An 18,761-nucleotide genomic window follows, 5' to 3' on the forward strand; every position below is an offset into this window, starting at 1 on the left:
CCAAATCCAGGCACCTCGGGATTCCTGAAACACCGTGGTGTCCTGGTTGGGGCGGCTGCGCCACCCAGCGCGGGGCAAGCCCGCTCACTACTTGTCGCCTTCCTTCCCGTCACTGAACTGCAAAGCGGCCAATCGTGCATACAGCGGGTTGCTCGCAATCAGCTGCTGGTGCGTGCCAACCGCGATCAATTTGCCTTGATCCATGACTGCGATCCGATCCGCGTTCTTGACGGTTGCCAATCGATGCGCAATCACCAGGGTGGTGCGCCCTTGCATCAACTGCGGCAGCGCCTGCTGGATCAAATGCTCGCTCTGGGCATCCAGGGCGCTGGTGGCCTCGTCCAACAGCAGGATGGGCGCATCTACCAGCAATGCACGCGCGATGGCCAGGCGTTGGCGTTGACCGCCGGAAAGGCCCATGCCGCCGTCGCCGAGGTGGGTCTGGTAGCCGTCGGGCATTTGCAGGATAAAGTCGTGGGCGTGGGCGATGCGCGCGGCGGCTTCGACCTGCTCACGCGTGGCGGACGGGTTGCCGTAGCGGATGTTTTCTTCGACGCTGCCGAAAAACAGCGCCGGGCTCTGGGATACCAAGGCAAAATGCCGACGCAGGTCCATGGGGTCGAGATCGGTCAGCGGGTGGCCTTCCAACAGGATGCGGCCTTGTTGTGGATCGTAGAAGCGCAGCAACAGGTCGAAAATCGTCGATTTACCCGCCCCGGACGGCCCCACCAGGGCGAGGGTTTCGCCAGGGTTGATCGTGAGGCTCAGGCCATCGATGGCATAGCGGTCTGGCCGCGACGGGTAGGAAAAATGCAGGTCCTGCAATTCCATGCGCCCGCTGACCCGCTCCGGCAACTGCAGCGTGCCAGTGGCCGGTGCCTGGATCTCGTTGCTCGACTGCAATAGCTCGCCGATACGCTCAGCGGCCCCCGCAGCGCGCTGCAACTCCCCCAGCACCTCACTCAAAGTGCCCACGGCACTGCCGACGATCAAGCTATAGAACACAAACGCCGCCAGCTCACCGCCGGAAATGCGCCCGCTGATCACGTCCATGCCCCCCACCCACAGCATCACCCCCACGGCGCCCAGCACCAGCATGATCACCAGGGTAATCAGCCAGGCCCGTTGGGCGATGCGCTTGCGCGCCGTGGCAAACGCGTCTTCCACGGTCACGGCGAAGCGTTGTTCGTCCTGCACCTGGTGGTTGTAGGCTTGCACGGTCTTGATCTGGCCGAGGGTCTCGGACACGTAGCTGCCCACATCGGCGATACGGTCCTGGCTCAGGCGCGAGAGGCTGCGCACGCGGCGACCGAAAATCAGGATCGGTGCCAGCACCAGCGGCAAGGCCACCACCACGATACTGGTCAGCTTGGGGTTGGTGACAAACAACAAAACGATGCCGCCGATGACCATCAACCCGTTACGCAGGAACAACGACAAGGACGAGCCGATCACCGATTGCAGCAGCGTGGTGTCGGTGGTCAGCCGTGACTGGATTTCCGAACTGCGATTGTTTTCATAGAACCCCGGATGCAGATAGATCAGGTGGTTGAACACCTGCCGACGGATGTCCGCCACCACCCGCTCGCCAATCCACGAGACCAGGTAGAACCGGGTAAAGGTGCCTACGGCCAGGCCCAGCACCAGCACCATGAACAGCCCGATGGACTGGTTGAGCAGGTGCGGTGACTGGGTCATGAACCCTCGGTCTACCAACAGACGGATGCCCTGCCCCATCGACAAGGTGATACCCGCCGTGACAATCAGCGCCAACAAGGCCCCCAGCGCCTGCCAGCGATAGGGCGCGATAAAACGGCTGGCCAAGCGAATCGCATGACGTTGACGGACTGAGAACATGGAGGGTTTCACCTGCGCCAAGAAAGAGAGGTCTGTGCACAGCAACATTGGGGGAACTTGTGTAAATAACAATGAGTCAGGTTATTTATGCCCGCCGATACAGGCTGCTAGAGGCTATCGGTCTAAAGCACGGCTGGAAATATGTATCGGTTTCTGGTGGACTGGATACCCGCACCGTGACTTTGCAAGGAGTTGTAATAGCTCGGTCACGCGGAGAAATTAAACTAGGTACACAACCTGATGAGGAGACAGGCCATGACCTTGCAAAACAGCAGCGATGCCAAAATTAACGTAATCCGCCAACCGCAGCAGTTGCCTTGCTCGTACATCGACGCCAAGGGCCGCGAGGTTCAGATTACCGAAGAGATGATCCAGCAAGCGTGTCACGAGCTGGAACAGCGACTGGTCAAACCTGCCCAGCAAGGCTGAAGCGCCCACGCTCTTTCAAACCCGGCCTCGATGGCCGGGTTTTTTATTGTGTGCTCGTTTATTGGGGGCTAGATCGTTACCCCGCCCAAGGCGGACACGATGCTCGACAAGGCTGGCGATTCGCCGTTGATCCGCACGCGCAGGCCATCAATCTCGCGGCGCTCCGGATAGTGCTTGCGCAGCAGGTCGAAAGCCTTGCGCTGCTCTTGCTCGCTGCCTACGAGGCTGCGGCGAAAATCCGCATCATCACGGCGCGGGTCATACACGCTGCGGCACAAGGTCGCCAGCGCCCAGGCCGGGTCGGTCGAGGCATTCAGGTGCACCTCGGCCAGCCACGGCGCCGGCAGCAGGTCGCTCAATTGAATGCTGGCCGGCTGGCCCAGATGCGCACAGAGCGCTTGATAGATCTGCGCCGTCCCACGTTGCTTGCCGTCCAGGCTGTAACCGGCAATATGCGGCGTGGCCAGCACGCACAGGTCAGCCAGGTCGACATCCACCTGCGGCTCGCCTTCCCACACGTCCAGCACCGCTTGCAGGTCTTCGCGAGCCAGCAACACCTCGCGCAGGGCTGCGTTGTCGACCACCGGCCCCCGGCTGGCATTGATCAGCCAGGTGCCGGGCTTGAGACGATTCAGACGCTCGCGATCAAACAGATGCCAGGTGGAACCATTGCCGGATTGAGTCAGCGGCGTATGCAGGCTGATCACATCGCATTGTTCGATGATCTGCTCCAGGCTGACGTAATCACCGTCTTCGGCGATCTGGCGCGGCGGGTCGCACACCCGCACATCCCAGCCCAGGCCCTTGAGCACCTTGACCAGGCGCCCGCCCACTTCACCCGCGCCCACCACGCCGTAGGTGCGCTGCTTGAGGTCGGCCCCCTCGATTTCAGCCAGGGTGTGCAAGCTGCCCAGCACATAATCCACCACACCCCGCGCATTGCAGCCGGGGGCGCTGGACCAGGCAATGCCGGCCTGCGTGAAGTATTCCAGGTCCAGGTGATCGGTGCCGATGGTGCAGGTTCCGACAAACCGCACCGCTGTCCCCTCCAGCAAGGCTCGGTTGACGTGGGTCACCGAACGCACCAGCAGCACATCGGCCTGCTCGACCGTGGCGCGGTCGATGGAGCGACCGGGCACCCGGCGAATTTCGCCAAACCCTTCGAAGAAGGCATCGAGCAGCGGGATATTTTCGTCGGCAACAATCAGCATGGCAGGCTCCTTTCGCGGACCCGCAGTGTAACAGCGCGCATTCCCGGTGGGAGGGGTGTTGGGGGGAGGACGCTTACAAATCGCTAACACAGGTTTTTTCCTGGCCAATGCGTCAAAGCGTAGAATCCGCCGTCCTTGCACTTCGCTTCCCGATTGGACACCCCCGCACGTGAACACTGCCACCACCCCCCTCACCCGCCCCGCCCGTATCAGTCGGGAAGTGCGCGGCCTGCTGACCCTCGCCCTGCCGATCATGATCGGCCAACTGGCAACCACGGCGATGAGCTTTGTCGACGCCGTGATGGCTGGGCGCGTCAGCCCGCAGGATCTGGCGGCGGTGGGCCTGGGCAATTCGATCTGGATTCCGGTGTATCTGCTGATGACCGGCACCCTGCTGGCCACCACGCCGAAAGTCGCCCAGCGCTACGGCGCCGGCCAGTTCAGCGAGATCGGCCCACTGGTGCGCCAAGCCCTGTGGCTGGCGCTGGTGGTCGGGATCAGTGCCGCGTTGTTGCTGCTCTGCGCCGAACCCATCCTGCATGCCATGAAGGTCGAGCCCGACCTGATCGAACCCTCCATGGGCTACCTGCATGGTATCGCCGCAGGCATGCCGGCTATCGCGTTCTACTACGTATTGCGCTGCTTCAGTGACGGCCTGGGCCGTACGCGACCGAGCATGGTCATGGGCCTGTGTGGGTTGGCGCTGAACATTCCCCTGAATTACATCTTCATCTACGGCCACCTGGGCGTACCGGCCATGGGCGGCGCGGGCTGTGGTTGGGCGACGGCGATTGCGATGTGGGTGATGATGCTCGGCCTGGCCGCCTGGACCCGCTGGGGGCCGGCCTATCAGAGCAGCGAACTGTTCAAGCGTTTCGACTGGCCCCAGTGGTCGGTGATCAAGCGCGTGCTGGGCATCGGCCTGCCCATCGGCGTCGCGATCTTTGCCGAGTCGAGCATCTTCGCGGTGATCGCCCTGCTGATCGGCAGCCTGGGCGCTACCGTGGTCTCGGGTCACCAGATCGCGCTGAACGTCAGCTCCCTGGTGTTCATGATTCCTTATTCCCTGAGCATGGCGATCACCGTACGCGTCGGCCAGGCCCTGGGCCGTGGCGAACCCCGTGAAGCGCGCTTTGCCGCCGGGGTCGGCATGGGTACGGCGTTGGCGTACGCCTGCTTGTCCTGCGGCCTGATGCTGGTGTTCCGCGAACAGATTGCGACGATCTACACCCCCGACCCGGTCGTGATCCACCTGGCCTCGACGCTGATCGTGTTTTCGGCGCTGTTCCAGTTCTCCGACTCGGTCCAGGTCACCGCCGCCGGCGCGCTGCGTGGTTACCAGGATACCCGGGTGACCATGGTGCTGACGTTGTTCGCCTATTGGGGCGTGGGCCTGCCGGTGGGCTACGCCCTGGGCCTGACCGACTGGCTCGGCGCGCCCAGCGGCCCAAGCGGCTTGTGGCAAGGGCTGATCGTGGGCTTGAGCTGTGCGGCGGGGATGCTGCTGGTACGCCTGGCGCGCAGCGCACGCCGGCGCATCCGTGCGCACAAGGCGTATAGCTAGGAACGCAAATTCAGGAAGCGTTCTTGCGAATCCAATACAGGTACGTACCGGCCTGCTCCTGCTGATCCACCAGTTCGTGGTCAAGGAACACGCAGAACTTGGGAATATCGCGGCGGGTCGACGGGTCGGTCGCGATCACCTTGAGCAAGCCGCCCGGCGGCAGGTCACGGATGTGTTGGTGCAGCATCATCACCGGCTCCGGGCAGTTGAGGCCCGTTGCATCGAGCACTGCGTCTACAGGCAAATCGAGGGGTTGGTTCATACATCACTCCTGAAACGGCACCGCTCAAAATGTGGGAGCGGGCTTGCTCGCGAAGACGCGGGCACATTCAACATGGATTTCGACTGTTATACCGCTTTCGCGAGCAAGCCCGCTCCCACAGGGGTTTTGTGGTCAGTTCAAGTCTTCAGCGGGTCTTGGGTTTCTTCGCAGTTTCCAGCCGACGCAAGTGGCACGTCACTTCTTCACGATCGTGATACAGCTGTTTGCAGCCGATCTCCACGCGAATGCCGCGCGCCTTGAAGCCTTCCTCGATACGCTCCAGCAAGCGCTTGACTTCGGCATAGCGCTGCTTCATCGGCAACTTGAGGTTCACCACCGCCTCACGGCAATGCCCCTCGCCGATCCAGGTTTCCAGCAGCGCCGCATTACGTGCAGGCTTTTCAACGATGTCGCAGACCATCCAGTCCACCGGCTGCTTGGGCACGAAGGTGAAGCCGTCGGCCATCAAATGCTGCACCAGGCCGGTGTCCATCAGGCTTTCGGCCATGGGGCCGTTATCGATGGCGGTCACCAGCATGCCGCGGTTGACCAGTTGCCAGGTCCAGCCGCCCGGTGCTGCGCCCAGGTCGACGCCGGTCATGTCGCTGTGCAGCCGCTCGTCCCACTGCTCGCGGGGGATGAAGTGGTGCCACGCCTCTTCCAGTTTCAACGTCGAGCGGCTCGGCGCTTCGCGGGGGAACTTCAGGCGGGGGATACCCATCGGCCACATCGCCGAATTATTCGACTCGGCCAGGCCCATGAACACCTCACGACCACTCTTGAAGGTCAGCAGCAGGCGCGGCTTGCTCGGGTCGTCCACCAGCTTGCCAGCGTTCAACAAGGCTTTGCGCAGGTGCACTTCGAATTTCTTGCAGAAATTCGACAGCTCTTTGCCGTCGTTGGTGTCGACCATTTCCAGCCACAGGCTGCCGCACACCGGGAAGCCTTGCAGGTGCGCGAGGATCACGCTGATGCGATCCGTTTCCGGCAAGTCGATAAACACCCCGCGCGCCCACTGCCTTGGGAAGATCAACTCGGCAAAACGCTGGCCGTGCATCAGGCGCTGGGCGCCGTCTTCTTCGGTGCAGACAAATTCGGCGCAGGCGCTGCCGGTCTTGGCCTTGGCGTAGCCGGAAACGTTCAGGCGCGCGGCGTGCTCCGCGATCTCGGAACAGACTTCGCCTTCAAAACCCGGGCGGCAGTGCATAAAAAGGGTGTTCATCAACTCTCCTGGTGAATCGACCGACTTGCGCTATCGCAATACCTGTCATGAAAACCCGCGCATGATAGCGGAGTTCTGAACCTTGGACTTAGCGATAGAGTCCAGTTATTAGCCTGCTAATGAAAACAGGGCTAACGTGTAAGGCTCTGTTCGTCCCGTCAGGTCCGTAGCCGTGCGGACCATAAGGAGTCACGTAATGTCATCCCTTGATAGCCTGAGAACCCTTAAAACACTGGAAATAGACAGCAAGACCTACCACTACTTCAGCCTGCCCGAAGCCGCCAAGAGCCTGGGTGACCTGGACACGTTGCCGATGTCGCTCAAGGTGCTGCTGGAAAACCTGCTGCGCTGGGAAGACGCCAAGACCGTCACCAGCGCCGACCTCAAGGCCATCGCCGCCTGGCTCAAAGAGCGCCGGTCCGACCGCGAGATCCAATACCGCCCCGCACGGGTGCTAATGCAGGACTTCACCGGCGTACCCGCCGTGGTCGATTTGGCCGCCATGCGCGCCGCCGTGGCCAAGGCCGGGGGCGACCCGCAGCGCATCAACCCGCTCTCCCCCGTGGACCTGGTGATCGACCACTCGGTGATGGTCGACAAGTTCGGCAGCACCAGCGCGTTCGAGCAGAACGTCGACATTGAAATGCAGCGCAACGGCGAACGCTACGCCTTCCTGCGCTGGGGCCAGAGCGCCTTTGACAATTTCAGCGTGGTACCGCCCGGCACCGGCATCTGCCACCAGGTCAACCTCGAATACCTGGGCCGCACCGTATGGACCAAGGACGAAGACGGCCGCACCTACGCATTCCCCGACACACTGGTGGGCACCGATTCCCACACCACCATGATCAACGGCCTGGGTGTACTCGGCTGGGGGGTGGGCGGGATCGAAGCGGAAGCAGCGATGCTCGGCCAACCGGTGTCGATGCTGATTCCGGAAGTCATTGGCTTCAAGCTCACCGGCAAGCTCAAGGAAGGCATCACCGCTACCGACCTGGTGCTGACTGTCACCCAGATGCTGCGCAAAAAAGGCGTAGTCGGTAAATTCGTCGAGTTCTATGGCGACGGCCTCGCCGACCTGCCTCTGGCGGACCGCGCCACCATCGCCAACATGGCCCCGGAATATGGCGCCACCTGCGGTTTTTTCCCGGTTGATGAAGTGACCCTGGACTACCTGCGCCTGTCCGGTCGCCCGAGCGAAACCGTCAAGCTGGTGGAGGCCTACACCAAGGCCCAGGGCCTGTGGCGCAATGCGGGCCAGGAGCCGGTGTTCACCGACAGCCTGGCGCTGGACATGGGCGACGTCGAAGCCAGCCTCGCCGGGCCGAAACGTCCGCAGGACCGGGTCTCGCTGCCCAATGTGGGCCAGGCGTTCAGCGACTTCCTCAACTTGCAATTCAAACCCGCCAGCAAAGAAGAGGGCCGTCTGGAAAGCGAGGGCGGCGGTGGCGTCGCGGTGGGCAATGCCGACCTGGTGGGCGAAACCGACTATGAAGAGGCTGGCCAGACCTATCGCTTGAAAAACGGCGCCGTGGTGATCGCGGCGATCACCTCTTGCACCAACACCTCCAACCCCAGCGTGATGATGGCGGCCGGGCTGGTAGCGAAAAAGGCCGTGGAAAAGGGCCTGACCCGCAAACCTTGGGTCAAGAGTTCCCTGGCGCCCGGCTCCAAGGTGGTCACCGACTACTACAAGGCGGCGGGCCTCACCCAATACCTGGACAAACTGGGCTTCGACCTGGTGGGTTATGGCTGCACCACCTGCATCGGCAACTCGGGCCCATTGCCCGAGCCGATTGAAAAAGCCATCCAGAAAGCCGACCTCACCGTCGCTTCGGTACTGTCCGGCAACCGCAACTTCGAAGGCCGCGTACATCCGCTGGTGAAAACCAACTGGTTGGCCTCACCGCCGCTGGTGGTGGCGTATGCGCTGGCCGGTACGGTGCGCATCGATATCAGCCGCGAACCGCTGGGCAACGACCGGGATGGCAAGCCGGTGTACCTCAAGGACATCTGGCCAAGCAGCCAGGAAATCGCCGACGCGGTGGCCCAGGTCAGCACGGGCATGTTCCACAAGGAATACGCCGAGGTGTTTGCCGGGGACGCGCAATGGCAAGCGATTGAAGTACCGCAGGCCGCGACCTACGTGTGGCAGAAGGACTCCACCTACATCCAGCACCCGCCGTTCTTCGATGATATTGCCGGGCCTTTGCCGGTGATCGAGGATGTCAAAGGCGCCAAGGTGCTGGCCCTGCTGGGGGATTCGGTGACCACCGACCACATCTCCCCTGCCGGTAATATCAAGACCGACAGCCCCGCCGGTCGCTACCTGCGCGAGCAAGGCGTGGAACCGCGCGACTTCAACTCCTACGGCTCACGCCGGGGCAACCATGAAGTGATGATGCGCGGCACCTTTGCCAATATCCGCATCCGCAACGAAATGCTCGGCGGCGAGGAAGGCGGCAATACGTTGTATATCCCCACCGGCGAGAAGATGGCGATCTACGATGCGGCGATGAAGTACCAGGCGGCGGGCACGCCGCTGGTGGTGGTTGCCGGGCAAGAATACGGCACCGGCTCCAGCCGCGACTGGGCAGCCAAGGGTACCAACCTGCTGGGGGTCAAGGCGGTGATCGCCGAGAGTTTCGAGCGTATCCACCGCTCCAACCTGGTGGGCATGGGCGTGCTGCCCTTGCAGTTCAAGCTGGATCAGAACCGCAAGACACTCAAACTGAGCGGCCGGGAGACGATCGATATTATTGGGCTGACCCATGCCGAGATCGAGCCGCGAATGAACCTGACGCTGGTGATTACCCGGGAAGATGGCAGTACGGAGAAGGTCGAGGTGCTGTGCCGGATTGATACCCTGAACGAAGTCGAATACTTCAAAGCCGGGGGCATCCTGCACTACGTACTGCGCCAACTGATCGCCTCGTAGAAAACCAGGCAAATCAAAGGAGACCCAATGTGGGAGGGGGCTTGCCCCCTCCCACTTTTTTTACTGTGTTGCGATCAGAACAACCAGCGCCACAGCAACACCAGCACCACGACAGCCAGCACCGGCCGTGCAACACGGTAGGCCTTGGGATGCTTGCGCTTCCACTGCTTGACCACACCACTGAACTTGTCGCTGAAAGTCTTGCTCCAGGCATAGGCCTGGTTGATCCCACCTACGCGCTCGTCATCCAGGTTCTGCGGCGCGGTGGCGCGGCCCAGTTGCTTGCTGACCCAGCGGTTGACGCGGGTCATCAGGCGGTTGCTCAGCGGGCGCTCGATGTCGCAGAACAGGATGACGCGGGTCTGTTCGGTTTCGTTCTTCACCCAGTGCACATAGGTTTCGTCGAACATTACGTCTTCACCGTCGCGCCAGGCATAGATCTGGCCGTCGACAAAGATGCGGCAATCGTCGGAGTTCGGCGTGGACAGGCCCAGGTGATAGCGCAGGGAACCGGCAAACGGGTCGCGGTGCGGGTTCAGGTGGCTGCCGCCCGGCAACAGCGCGAACATTGCGCCCTTGACGTTAGGGATGCTGCTCACCAGCGCCACGGTTTTCGGGCACAGTGCCTCGGCCGACGGCAGCGGTTTGTCGTACCACTTGAGGTAGAAACGCTTCCAGCCTTTTTTGAAGAACGAGCCGAAACCGGCGTCGTTGTTCTTTTCGGCGGCGCGGATGTAACCCTCGTCGAACAGGTGCATGGCCTCTTCGCGGATCACTTCCCAGTTGTCCTTGAGCACATCCAGTTCGGGGAACTTGCTGCGGTCCAGGTAGGGTTTGGACGGCACCGCCGAAAACAGGTACATCAAGGCGTTATAAGGGGCGAACAGCGCCGAATGGTTGACGAACTGACGCAACACCGGCAAACGCGCCTTGCCGCGCAAATGCACGTACAGAATGCTGCCGATAAAAAGCGACAGCACCGACAGTTTGGCGGCCAAAGAAAAGGTCATGCAGCAACTCCTGGAAATAAGCGCCTGGCCAACAGCAGACGTAGCAGCCGGCCATGATAAACACTTGAGCCAGTATGCAGAAGGCCCAGGTCGACCGGCTGACCTACATCAACCCCCTTGGATAAAGACTTGTAGTGAGCGGGCTTGCCCCGCGCTGGGGGGCGAAGCCGCCCTAAATCCAGACACCTCGGTCTTTCTAAAACACCGCGGCGTCCTTGTTGGGGCGGCTGCGCCCCCCAGCGCGGGGCAAGCCCGCTCACTACAGGCGATCAAGCCTGGTTCTCTTGCTCGGTAAACAAATCACTGAACAGCATGCTCGACAGGTAGCGCTCACCGGAGTCCGGCAGGATCACCACGATGGTCTTGCCCTGCATTTCCGGTTTCTCGGCCAGGCGTACGGCCACCGCCATCGCGGCACCACAGGAAATACCGCACAGGATCCCCTCCTCCTGCATCAGGCGCAGGGCCATGGCCTTGGACTCATCGTCAGTCACCAGTTCGACGCGGTCGACCATCGACAAATCGAGGTTTTTCGGTACGAAACCAGCGCCGATCCCCTGGATTTTATGCGGGCTGGGCTTGATCTCTTCCCCGGCCAGCGCCTGAGTGATCACCGGCGAGATGATCGGCTCGACGGCCACCGACACAATCGGCTTACCGACCGTCTTCTTGATATACCGCGACACGCCAGTGATGGTGCCGCCGGTGCCCACGCCTGCCACGAGCACATCCACAGCGCCGTCGGTGTCGTTCCAGATCTCCGGGCCGGTGGTTTTTTCGTGGATCGCCGGGTTGGCCGGGTTCTCGAACTGGCCCGGCATAAAGTACTGGGACGGATCGCTGGCAACGATTTCGCCGGCTTTTTCGATGGCGCCCTTCATGCCTTTGGCCGGCTCGGTCAGCACCAGTTCGGCACCGAGGGCCTTGAGCACCTTACGGCGTTCGATGCTCATGGACGCTGGCATGGTCAGCAGCAGTTTGTAGCCACGGGCCGCGGCGACAAAGGCCAGGCCAATGCCGGTGTTGCCGGATGTCGGCTCGACAATGGTCATGCCCGGCTTGAGTTTGCCGGTGCTCTCGGCGTCCCAGATCATATTCGCGCCAATGCGGCACTTCACCGAATAGCCCGGGTTACGCCCCTCGATCTTGGCCAGGATGGTCACGCCACGCGGTGCGATGCGGTTGATCTGTACCAGGGGCGTATTACCGATGGAGTGCGCGTTGTCTGCAAAGATGCGGCTCATGACGGGTCCTTAAAGCAATTTGAACAATGGCCCCAAGGGTATGCCTCGTCATCCGAGGCGTCCAGTCAGAGGAACGTTGCGCCCACGCCAAAGGTCCATCGCCTATACCGTTGGAGAACCTCACTATGAAACGTCGCTACAGTGGGCTGCTATGGATCGTCGCCGTACTGGTGGTGCTGTTGATCGCCCTGGACCTGGCCCTGCCCTATCTGGTGCGCAATTACCTCAATGACAAGCTCGCCGACATGGGCGATTACCGTGGCCAGATCACTGATGTGGACGTGGCGCTGTGGCGCGGCGCGTACCGGATCAACGGCTTGCAGATCGTCAAGGTCGACGGCAAGGTGCCGGTGCCGTTCGTCAAGGCGCCGGTGATCGATCTGTCGGTGAGCTGGCATTCGCTGTGGTACGACCACGCCGTGGTGGCCGAGGTGCAGTTCTTCCAGCCGGAGCTGAATTTTGTCGACGGCGGCAACCAGCAATCCTCGCAGACCGGTAAGGGCACCGACTGGCGTGAACAGTTGGGCAAACTGTTGCCGATCACGCTCAACGAAGTGCGCATTCAGGACGGCAAGATCGCCTTCCACAACTTCACCTCCAAGCCGCCGGTGAATATCAAGGCCAGTTCGGTGAACGCCAGTTTCTACAACCTGACCAATGTGGTCGACGTCCAGGGCAAGCGTGACGCCAGCTTCGAAGGCAAAGCCCTGTTGCAGGGCCAGGCTCCGCTGGAAGCCTCCGCCACCTTTGACCCGTTGAGCAATTTCGAAGATTTCGAATTCCGTTTCCGCGCCAAAGACCTTCAACTCAAGCGTATGAACGAGTTTGCCTCGGCCTACGGCAAATTCGACTTCAAGGCCGGCACCGGCGATGTGGTGGTCGAGGCCCAGGCCGAAAAAGGCCAGTTGAAAGGTTATATCAAGCCGCTGCTGCGCGATGTCGAGGTGTTCGACTGGCAGCAGGACGTCGAGAACAAGGACAAGAACATCTTCCGCTCGATCTGGGAAGCCGTGGTCGGCGCCAGCGAAACCGTATTGAAGAACCAGAACAAAAACCAGTTTGCCACCCGCGTAGAGTTAAGCGGCAGCGTGCACCAGCAAAATATCAGCGCGTTCTCCGCGTTTTTGGCGATTTTGCGTAACGGTTTCATCCAGGCCTTCAATGCGCGATATGAACAACCCAAACCTTCGGCGAATTGAATGTGACCGGTCATTCAGAGACTGAATAATCCGCCTGCGTTCACAGTCGCCGGGGCTGCGCGGTATAGTCCGGGCATAGATGAATTCGAGGAATGACCGATGAAGTTCGAAGGCACCCAGGCCTACGTTGCCACCGACGACTTGAAACTGGCCGTCAACGCTGCGATTACTTTGGAACGCCCGTTGCTGGTCAAGGGCGAACCGGGCACCGGCAAGACCATGCTCGCCGAGCAACTGGCCGAATCCTTCGGCGCCAAGCTGATCACCTGGCACATCAAGTCCACCACCAAGGCCCACCAGGGCCTGTACGAGTACGACGCGGTCAGCCGCCTGCGCGACTCGCAGTTGGGCGTGGATAAAGTCCACGACGTGCGCAACTACCTGAAGAAGGGCAAGCTCTGGGAAGCCTTCGAATCCGAAGAACGCGTCATCCTGCTGATCGACGAAATCGACAAGGCTGACATCGAGTTCCCCAACGACCTGCTGCAAGAGCTCGACAAGATGGAGTTCTACGTCTACGAAATCGACGAGACCATCAAGGCCAAAAAACGCCCGATCATCATCATTACCTCCAACAACGAAAAAGAACTGCCGGACGCCTTCCTGCGCCGCTGCTTCTTCCATTACATCGCCTTCCCCGACCGCACCACCCTGCAAAAGATCGTGGATGTGCACTACCCCGATATCAAGAAAGAACTGGTCAGCGAAGCGCTGGACGTATTCTTCGATGTGCGCAAAGTCCCGGGCCTGAAGAAAAAACCTTCCACTTCCGAACTGGTCGACTGGCTCAAACTGCTGATGGCCGACAACATCGGCGAGGCCGTGCTGCGCGAGCGCGACCCGACCAAGGCCATTCCGCCCCTGGCCGGCGCCCTGGTGAAGAACGAGCAGGACGTTCAGTTGCTGGAACGCCTGGCCTTCATGAGCCGTCGCGGTAATCGATAATGTTGCTCAACCTGTTCAATGAGATGCGTGCAGCCAAGGTGCCGGTGTCGGTACGCGAGCTGCTCGACCTGATCAACGCCCTGAAACAGCGGGTGACTTTCGCCGACATGGACGAGTTTTACTACTTGGCCCGGGCGATTCTGGTCAAGGACGAACGGCATTACGACAAGTTCGACCGCGCCTTCGGCGCCTACTTCAACGGCCTGGAAAAACTCGATGACCATCTGCAGGCGCTGATCCCGGAAGACTGGCTGCGCAAGGAGTTCGAACGCTCGCTGACCGATGAGGAACGCGCGCAGATCCAGTCCCTGGGCGGCCTCGACAAATTGATCGAGGAATTCAAGAAACGCCTGGAAGAACAGAAAGAACGCCACGCCGGCGGCAACAAGTGGATCGGCACCGGCGGCACCAGCCCCTTCGGCTCCGGTGGTTACAACCCGGAAGGTATCCGCGTCGGCGATGCGGGCAAGCGCCAGGGCAAAGCCGTAAAGGTGTGGGACCAGCGCGAGTACAAGAACCTCGACGATCAGGTCGAGCTGGGCACGCGCAACATCAAGATCGCGCTGCGCCGCCTGCGCAAGTTCGCCCGTCAAGGCGCGGCGGAAGAGCTGGACATCGACGGTACCATCGACCACACCGCCCGCGATGCCGGCCTGCTGAATATCCAGATGCGTCCGGAGCGGCGCAACACCATCAAGCTGCTGTTGCTGTTCGATATCGGCGGCTCGATGGACGCCCATGTGAAGATCTGCGAAGAGTTGTTCTCCGCGTGCAAGACCGAGTTCAAGCACCTGGAGTACTTCTACTTCCATAACTTCGTGTACGAGTCGGTGTGGAAGAACAACCAGCGTCGCACCTCGGAACGCACGTCCACACAAGACCTGCTGCACAAGTACGGCGCGGATTACAAAGTGATTTTTATCGGCGACGCGTCAATGGCGCCCTACGAAATCACGCAAGCCGGTGGCAGCGTCGAGCACTGGAACGAGGAGCCTGGGTATGTGTGGATGCAGCGCTTCATGGCCAAGTACAAGAAGCTGATCTGGATCAACCCGTATCCGAAGGACACGTGGGGCTATACGGCGTCGACCGGGATCGTGCGGGAGTTGGTGGAAGACCAGATGTATCCGCTGACCCTGCGCGGGCTCGAAGAAGGCATGCGCTTTCTCTCCAAATAAACACGCCTCCTGAGATCCAATGTGGGAGGGGGCTTGCTCCCGATGGCGGTGGCTCAGTACCTGATAGGCTGACTGACACACTGCTATCGGGAGTAAGCCCCCTCCCACATTTTGATCCCAGTGTCTTTTAGACCGTGGCCAGCCGCAGTAAAAAGTCGACATGCTGCCGGTGCGCAGTCTCCTGCACCACCGGCGTCAACCTCACCGTTTCCCCCGGCAGGCACTGCGCCAATCGCGCCAGCGCCAACGGCGTCAAGGCACCCAGGCGCGGATACCCCCCAATCGTCTGTCGATCATTAAGCAACACAATCGGCTGCCCATCCGGCGGCACCTGGATCGCCCCCAACGGAATCCCTTCGGAAATCAATGACGGCCCCTGGTAGTGCAACGGCGTGCCCAGCAGGCGCATACCCATGCGGTCGGCGCGGCTGTCGAGGGTCCATTCGGTGTTGAACGCATCAAACAGGCTTTGGCCGCTGAACTGGCCGATCTGCGCACCGACGATCACCTCCAGCGGCGCCTTGGCGGGCAAGGCCGGATCAGCCAACACCCTCATCGCCCCGCCGACACCGGAATAACCCAGGCGACCGCCTTGGGCCAACGCCTTGCCGAAACCGTCCGGGCCGCCCAGCTCCTCGCGCACGACCGTGGCGCAGCTGCCCAACACCGGCGGCGCATCGAACCCGCCCGGTGCCGCCAGGTAAGCCCGGGCGCCACTGGACGGCTGGGTGAAGCGCAGCCGCTGGCCCTTTTGCAGGATAAAACTGCGGCCCGGGCTGATCGCGCGCTCATCGATATACGCGCCCAGATCCGCCCCGGCCAACGCCAGCAGGCAATAATCCTCGGCCTGCAGGGTAAAGCCGCCCAAGGTGATTTCCACTACCGGCGCATCCAGCGCATTGCCCAGCAGCCAATTGGCCCAGGACATCGAGACCCAATCCAGCGCCCCGCCCTGCGTCACGCCCAAGTGGCGCACACCAAAGCGGCCCGCGTCCTGCAACAGGCACAGCGGCGTGCTGGCCTCGATCAACAAGCGGCTCATGCCTGCGCCTCCAACGGCGTGTCGTCGCCACCCAGGTTGATGAATTCGGCATGGTCGACCGGCTCGAAACGCACCGTGTCGCCAGGCTGCATCAGGCTGTAGCCGTCACGTTCGCGGTCGAAGAGTTCGGCCGGGGTGCGCCCGATCAGGTTCCAGCCGCCGGGGGAGACCACCGGGTAGGCGGCGGTTTGCCGTTCGGCGATGCCGACGCTCCCCGCCGCGATGCGTTTGCGCGGCGTATTGAGGCGCGGTGCGGCGAGGATTTCATCGACCAGCCCCATGAACGCGAACCCCGGGGCAAAGCCGAGGGCGAACACCTGGTATTCATGGGCGCTGTGACGGCGGATCACCTCCTCAACCGCCAGGCCACTGCGCCGGCTGAGCAACGTCAGCTCCGGGCCCACGCTCAGGTCGTACCACACCGGCAGCACATGGGCTTGGCCGCTGCCCTGAACCTGAGGTTGCAGGTCAGTCAATGCCAGGTCGATCAACTCGCGTGCCTGGGCCGGGCTGAGCGCCGTGAGATCGTAATGCACCATCAAGGTGGTGTAAGACGGCACCAGATCCACCAGCGCCGCGCCGAACCTCTCGCGCAAGCGCTGAGTGGCGGCGAGCATCCACGGCATATTGGCTTCGGCAATCACGTCGAACAGACGCACCATCAAGCCGTCAATGGCGACCACTTCAATGCGTGGCTTCATGCTGACTTCAACGCCTCGCGGATGCGTTGTACCGCAGCGATCGAACTGGCGTTATCGCCATGCACGCACAAGGTGTTGGCCTGCAAGATCAAGGCGCTGCCGTCGCTGGCCGTCAGGGCTGCGCCACGGGAAATGGTCAGGGCCTGCTGCAAGATCGTGTCGGCGTCGTGATGCACGGCCCCCGGCAACTGACGCGAAACCAGGTGGCCCTTGGCGTCGTAGGCGCGGTCGGCGAACGCTTCAAACCACAGGATCACACCGTATTCATCACCCAGCGCCTGGGCCGCGCTGTTGTCGCGGGTGGCCAGCAGCATCAGCGGCAAATCACCATAAGCCGCCACGGCCTGGATCACTGCACGCAGTTGCGCGGGGTTGGCCATCATGTCGTTGTACATCGCCCCATGGGGTTTGACGTAGCTGACCCGTCCACCCTGGGCGCGACAAATGCCATCGAGAGCGCCGATCTGATAATGCAGCAGGTCCTGGATCTCCTGGGCCGTGTAGGCCATGGAGCGACGGCCGAAGCCTTGCAGGTCCTGGTAGGCCGGGTGTGCACCGACTTGCACGCCATGCTTGAACGCCAGGCTGACGGTCTTGCGCATGATGCTCGGGTCGCCGGCATGAAAACCGCAGGCCACGTTGGCGCAATCGATGAACGGCATGACCTCGGCATCCAGACCCATGGTCCAGTTACCGAAGCTTTCGCCGATATCGCAATTCAATAACAGACGGCTCACGGTGGGTGCTCCTGTAGGCGTTGTTTTTTGTAGTGTGGGATTTTTTACCCGGAACTCGCAACTTGTCCTCATACCCCAACGACGCTTATCGTGGAATGGCTCGATTTTTGGCGTTTGCCCGGTGCGGCGTCCAACTAATAAAAACCGATCCATGCATAAGAAAAGTTGATCCCATGAATTTGAAGTTCCTCGAAACCTTCGTCTGGGTGGCCAAGCTCAAGAGCTTTCGACTGACCGCCGAGAAGCTGTTCACGACCCAGGCCTCGATTTCCAGCCGCATTGCGGTGTTGGAAAGCGAGCTGGGTGTGAAGCTGTTGCTGCGCGACTCACGGGGCGTGAGCCTGACCCCGGAAGGCTTGAAGGTGCTCGATTACGCCGAGCAAATGATGGGGACCATGCAAGAGCTGAAGCGGTCCCTGGAAACCACCAGCAGCAAGGTCGGGCGCATTCGGATCGGCGTGATGGACACTGTCATCCACACCTGGCTGAGCCCGTTGGTGGCGGAACTGATGGATCATTTTCCGCTGGTGGAAATCGAGTTGATCGCCGATACCGCATTGAACCTCAGCGATCAGCTGCAAAAAGGCTTTCTCGATCTGATCCTGCAAACCGACCTGCTGCGCCTGGAAACCGTGCGCAGCCTGGAACTGGCCAGCCACCCCATGGCCTGGATCGTCGCCAGCCACTCGATTTACCACCGCGACTACGCCTCCCTCGCCGAACTGGCCCAGGAGCGCATCATTACCTACTCGAAAAATTCCCACCCGCACCAGGACGTGCTGAGCCTGATGCAGGCCAACGGCGTGGCCGCGCCACGGATGAACTGTGTGAATTCGGTGTCGGCGATTACCCGTTTGCTGCGCGATGGCTTCGGCATCGGGGCGCTACCGCCGGTGCTGGTCAGCGAGGAATTGGCGCGGGGGGAATTGGTGATGTTGCCCATGACGCAAAAACTGCCGAACTTGCAGGTGGTGGTGTCGTGGCGTGTGGGAGTGGAGTTGGTGGAGGAGATTGTGGGGTTGTGCCAGACAGTCGTGGCCCGTTATGCCGAGGAAGTCGGCGAGGAGCGGATGGTCCTGAGCTGAAACGGTGGGAGGGGGCAAGCCCTAATGCTCGTCAGCCAAGAGAACCTGCCGCGACAAAACTCTGTAGTGAGCGGGCTTGCCCCGCGCTGGGTGGCAAAGCCGCCCCAACAAAGACGCCGCGGTATTTCAGGAGGACC

General features: G+C 61.4%; 16 protein-coding genes. 7 read left to right on the plus strand and 9 right to left on the minus strand.

Translation table 11 applies throughout. From position 1 onward, the window contains the following. Positions 1–87: 87 nt before the first annotated feature. Positions 88–1,905, minus strand: a complete 1,818-nt coding sequence (locus ACQRBV_RS01540; RefSeq protein ID WP_199777900.1) for an ABC transporter transmembrane domain-containing protein — start codon at positions 1,903–1,905, stop codon at positions 88–90. 207 nt (positions 1,906–2,112) lie between these two features. Here ACQRBV_RS01540 and ACQRBV_RS01545 point away from each other — a divergent pair, with 207 nt between their 5' ends. Further along, on the plus strand, positions 2,113–2,286 hold the full coding sequence (locus ACQRBV_RS01545; protein WP_060753137.1) for a PA1571 family protein: 174 nt from the start codon (positions 2,113–2,115) through the stop codon (positions 2,284–2,286). A 68-nt stretch (positions 2,287–2,354) separates the two neighbouring features. Here ACQRBV_RS01545 and pdxB read toward each other — a convergent pair whose 3' ends face one another. Then, positions 2,355–3,497: a 4-phosphoerythronate dehydrogenase PdxB gene (gene pdxB / locus ACQRBV_RS01550; RefSeq protein WP_411984500.1), complete on the minus strand. Its 1,143-nt coding sequence runs from the start codon at positions 3,495–3,497 to the stop codon at positions 2,355–2,357. A gap of 169 nt (positions 3,498–3,666) precedes the next feature. On the opposite strand from pdxB, the gene ACQRBV_RS01555 reads away from it, so the two are divergent. Further along, complete coding sequence (locus ACQRBV_RS01555) at positions 3,667–5,061, plus strand: MATE family efflux transporter (protein WP_104995820.1); 1,395 nt, start codon at positions 3,667–3,669, stop codon at positions 5,059–5,061. 10 nt (positions 5,062–5,071) lie between these two features. Here ACQRBV_RS01555 and tusA read toward each other — a convergent pair whose 3' ends face one another. Together tusA and rlmM are read right to left on the minus strand one after the other, a co-directional pair. Beyond that, complete coding sequence (gene tusA / locus ACQRBV_RS01560; RefSeq protein WP_060753134.1) at positions 5,072–5,323, minus strand: sulfurtransferase TusA; 252 nt, start codon at positions 5,321–5,323, stop codon at positions 5,072–5,074. A gap of 145 nt (positions 5,324–5,468) precedes the next feature. Next, on the minus strand, positions 5,469–6,545 hold the full coding sequence (rlmM, locus tag ACQRBV_RS01565) for a 23S rRNA (cytidine(2498)-2'-O)-methyltransferase RlmM (RefSeq protein WP_060753133.1): 1,077 nt from the start codon (positions 6,543–6,545) through the stop codon (positions 5,469–5,471). Between the two features lie 196 nt (positions 6,546–6,741). Between rlmM and acnA the strand changes: the two genes are divergently transcribed. Continuing rightward, positions 6,742–9,483, plus strand: a complete 2,742-nt coding sequence (acnA, locus tag ACQRBV_RS01570; RefSeq protein ID WP_411984499.1) for an aconitate hydratase AcnA — start codon at positions 6,742–6,744, stop codon at positions 9,481–9,483. Positions 9,484–9,557: 74 nt separating this feature from the next. Here the strand turns inward: acnA and ACQRBV_RS01575 are convergent, their stop codons facing one another. Together ACQRBV_RS01575 and cysK are read right to left on the minus strand one after the other, a co-directional pair. After that, positions 9,558–10,493 carry an aspartyl/asparaginyl beta-hydroxylase domain-containing protein gene (locus ACQRBV_RS01575; protein ID WP_060753131.1) on the minus strand — a complete coding sequence of 312 codons (936 nt, stop codon included), beginning with the start codon at positions 10,491–10,493 and terminating at the stop codon, positions 9,558–9,560. Positions 10,494–10,762: 269 nt separating this feature from the next. Next, entirely contained in the window at positions 10,763–11,737 is a 975-nt protein-coding gene (gene cysK, locus ACQRBV_RS01580) for a cysteine synthase A (RefSeq protein WP_060753130.1), read from the minus strand. A 125-nt stretch (positions 11,738–11,862) separates the two neighbouring features. On the opposite strand from cysK, the gene ACQRBV_RS01585 reads away from it, so the two are divergent. From ACQRBV_RS01585 to ACQRBV_RS01595, 3 genes are all read left to right on the plus strand, one after another. Further along, on the plus strand, positions 11,863–12,936 hold the full coding sequence (locus ACQRBV_RS01585; RefSeq protein WP_411984498.1) for a DUF748 domain-containing protein: 1,074 nt from the start codon (positions 11,863–11,865) through the stop codon (positions 12,934–12,936). Between the two features lie 99 nt (positions 12,937–13,035). Continuing rightward, a complete protein-coding gene (locus ACQRBV_RS01590) occupies positions 13,036–13,881 on the plus strand; it encodes an AAA family ATPase (protein WP_060753128.1) in 846 nt (281 codons plus the stop codon). After that, the gene (locus ACQRBV_RS01595; protein ID WP_060753127.1) at positions 13,881–15,059 is read left to right on the plus strand and encodes a vWA domain-containing protein; all 1,179 of its coding nucleotides are present in this window, start codon (positions 13,881–13,883) and stop codon (positions 15,057–15,059) included. The genes ACQRBV_RS01590 and ACQRBV_RS01595 overlap by 1 nt, the downstream gene beginning before the upstream one ends. Positions 15,060–15,186: 127 nt before the next feature. Here ACQRBV_RS01595 and ACQRBV_RS01600 read toward each other — a convergent pair whose 3' ends face one another. From ACQRBV_RS01600 to ACQRBV_RS01610, 3 genes are read right to left on the minus strand one after another with little or no spacing between them, the layout of a single operon-like run. Continuing rightward, positions 15,187–16,101, minus strand: coding sequence for a biotin-dependent carboxyltransferase family protein (locus tag ACQRBV_RS01600; RefSeq protein ID WP_411984497.1), 915 nt, complete (start codon positions 16,099–16,101; stop codon positions 15,187–15,189). Next, positions 16,098–16,802, minus strand: coding sequence for a 5-oxoprolinase subunit B family protein (locus ACQRBV_RS01605; RefSeq protein ID WP_411984496.1), 705 nt, complete (start codon positions 16,800–16,802; stop codon positions 16,098–16,100). Before ACQRBV_RS01605 ends, ACQRBV_RS01600 begins: the two co-directional genes overlap by 4 nt. Beyond that, the gene (locus ACQRBV_RS01610; RefSeq protein ID WP_060753124.1) at positions 16,799–17,539 is read right to left on the minus strand and encodes a 5-oxoprolinase subunit PxpA; all 741 of its coding nucleotides are present in this window, start codon (positions 17,537–17,539) and stop codon (positions 16,799–16,801) included. Before ACQRBV_RS01610 ends, ACQRBV_RS01605 begins: the two co-directional genes overlap by 4 nt. Before the next feature lie 173 nt (positions 17,540–17,712). Here ACQRBV_RS01610 and ACQRBV_RS01615 point away from each other — a divergent pair, with 173 nt between their 5' ends. After that, positions 17,713–18,624: a LysR family transcriptional regulator gene (locus ACQRBV_RS01615; protein ID WP_060753123.1), complete on the plus strand. Its 912-nt coding sequence runs from the start codon at positions 17,713–17,715 to the stop codon at positions 18,622–18,624. The last annotated feature ends 137 nt before the right edge of the window (positions 18,625–18,761 follow it).

The organism is Pseudomonas sp. R11F, from assembly GCF_050312575.1.
Taxonomy (GTDB): domain Bacteria; phylum Pseudomonadota; class Gammaproteobacteria; order Pseudomonadales; family Pseudomonadaceae; genus Aquipseudomonas; species Aquipseudomonas palleroniana.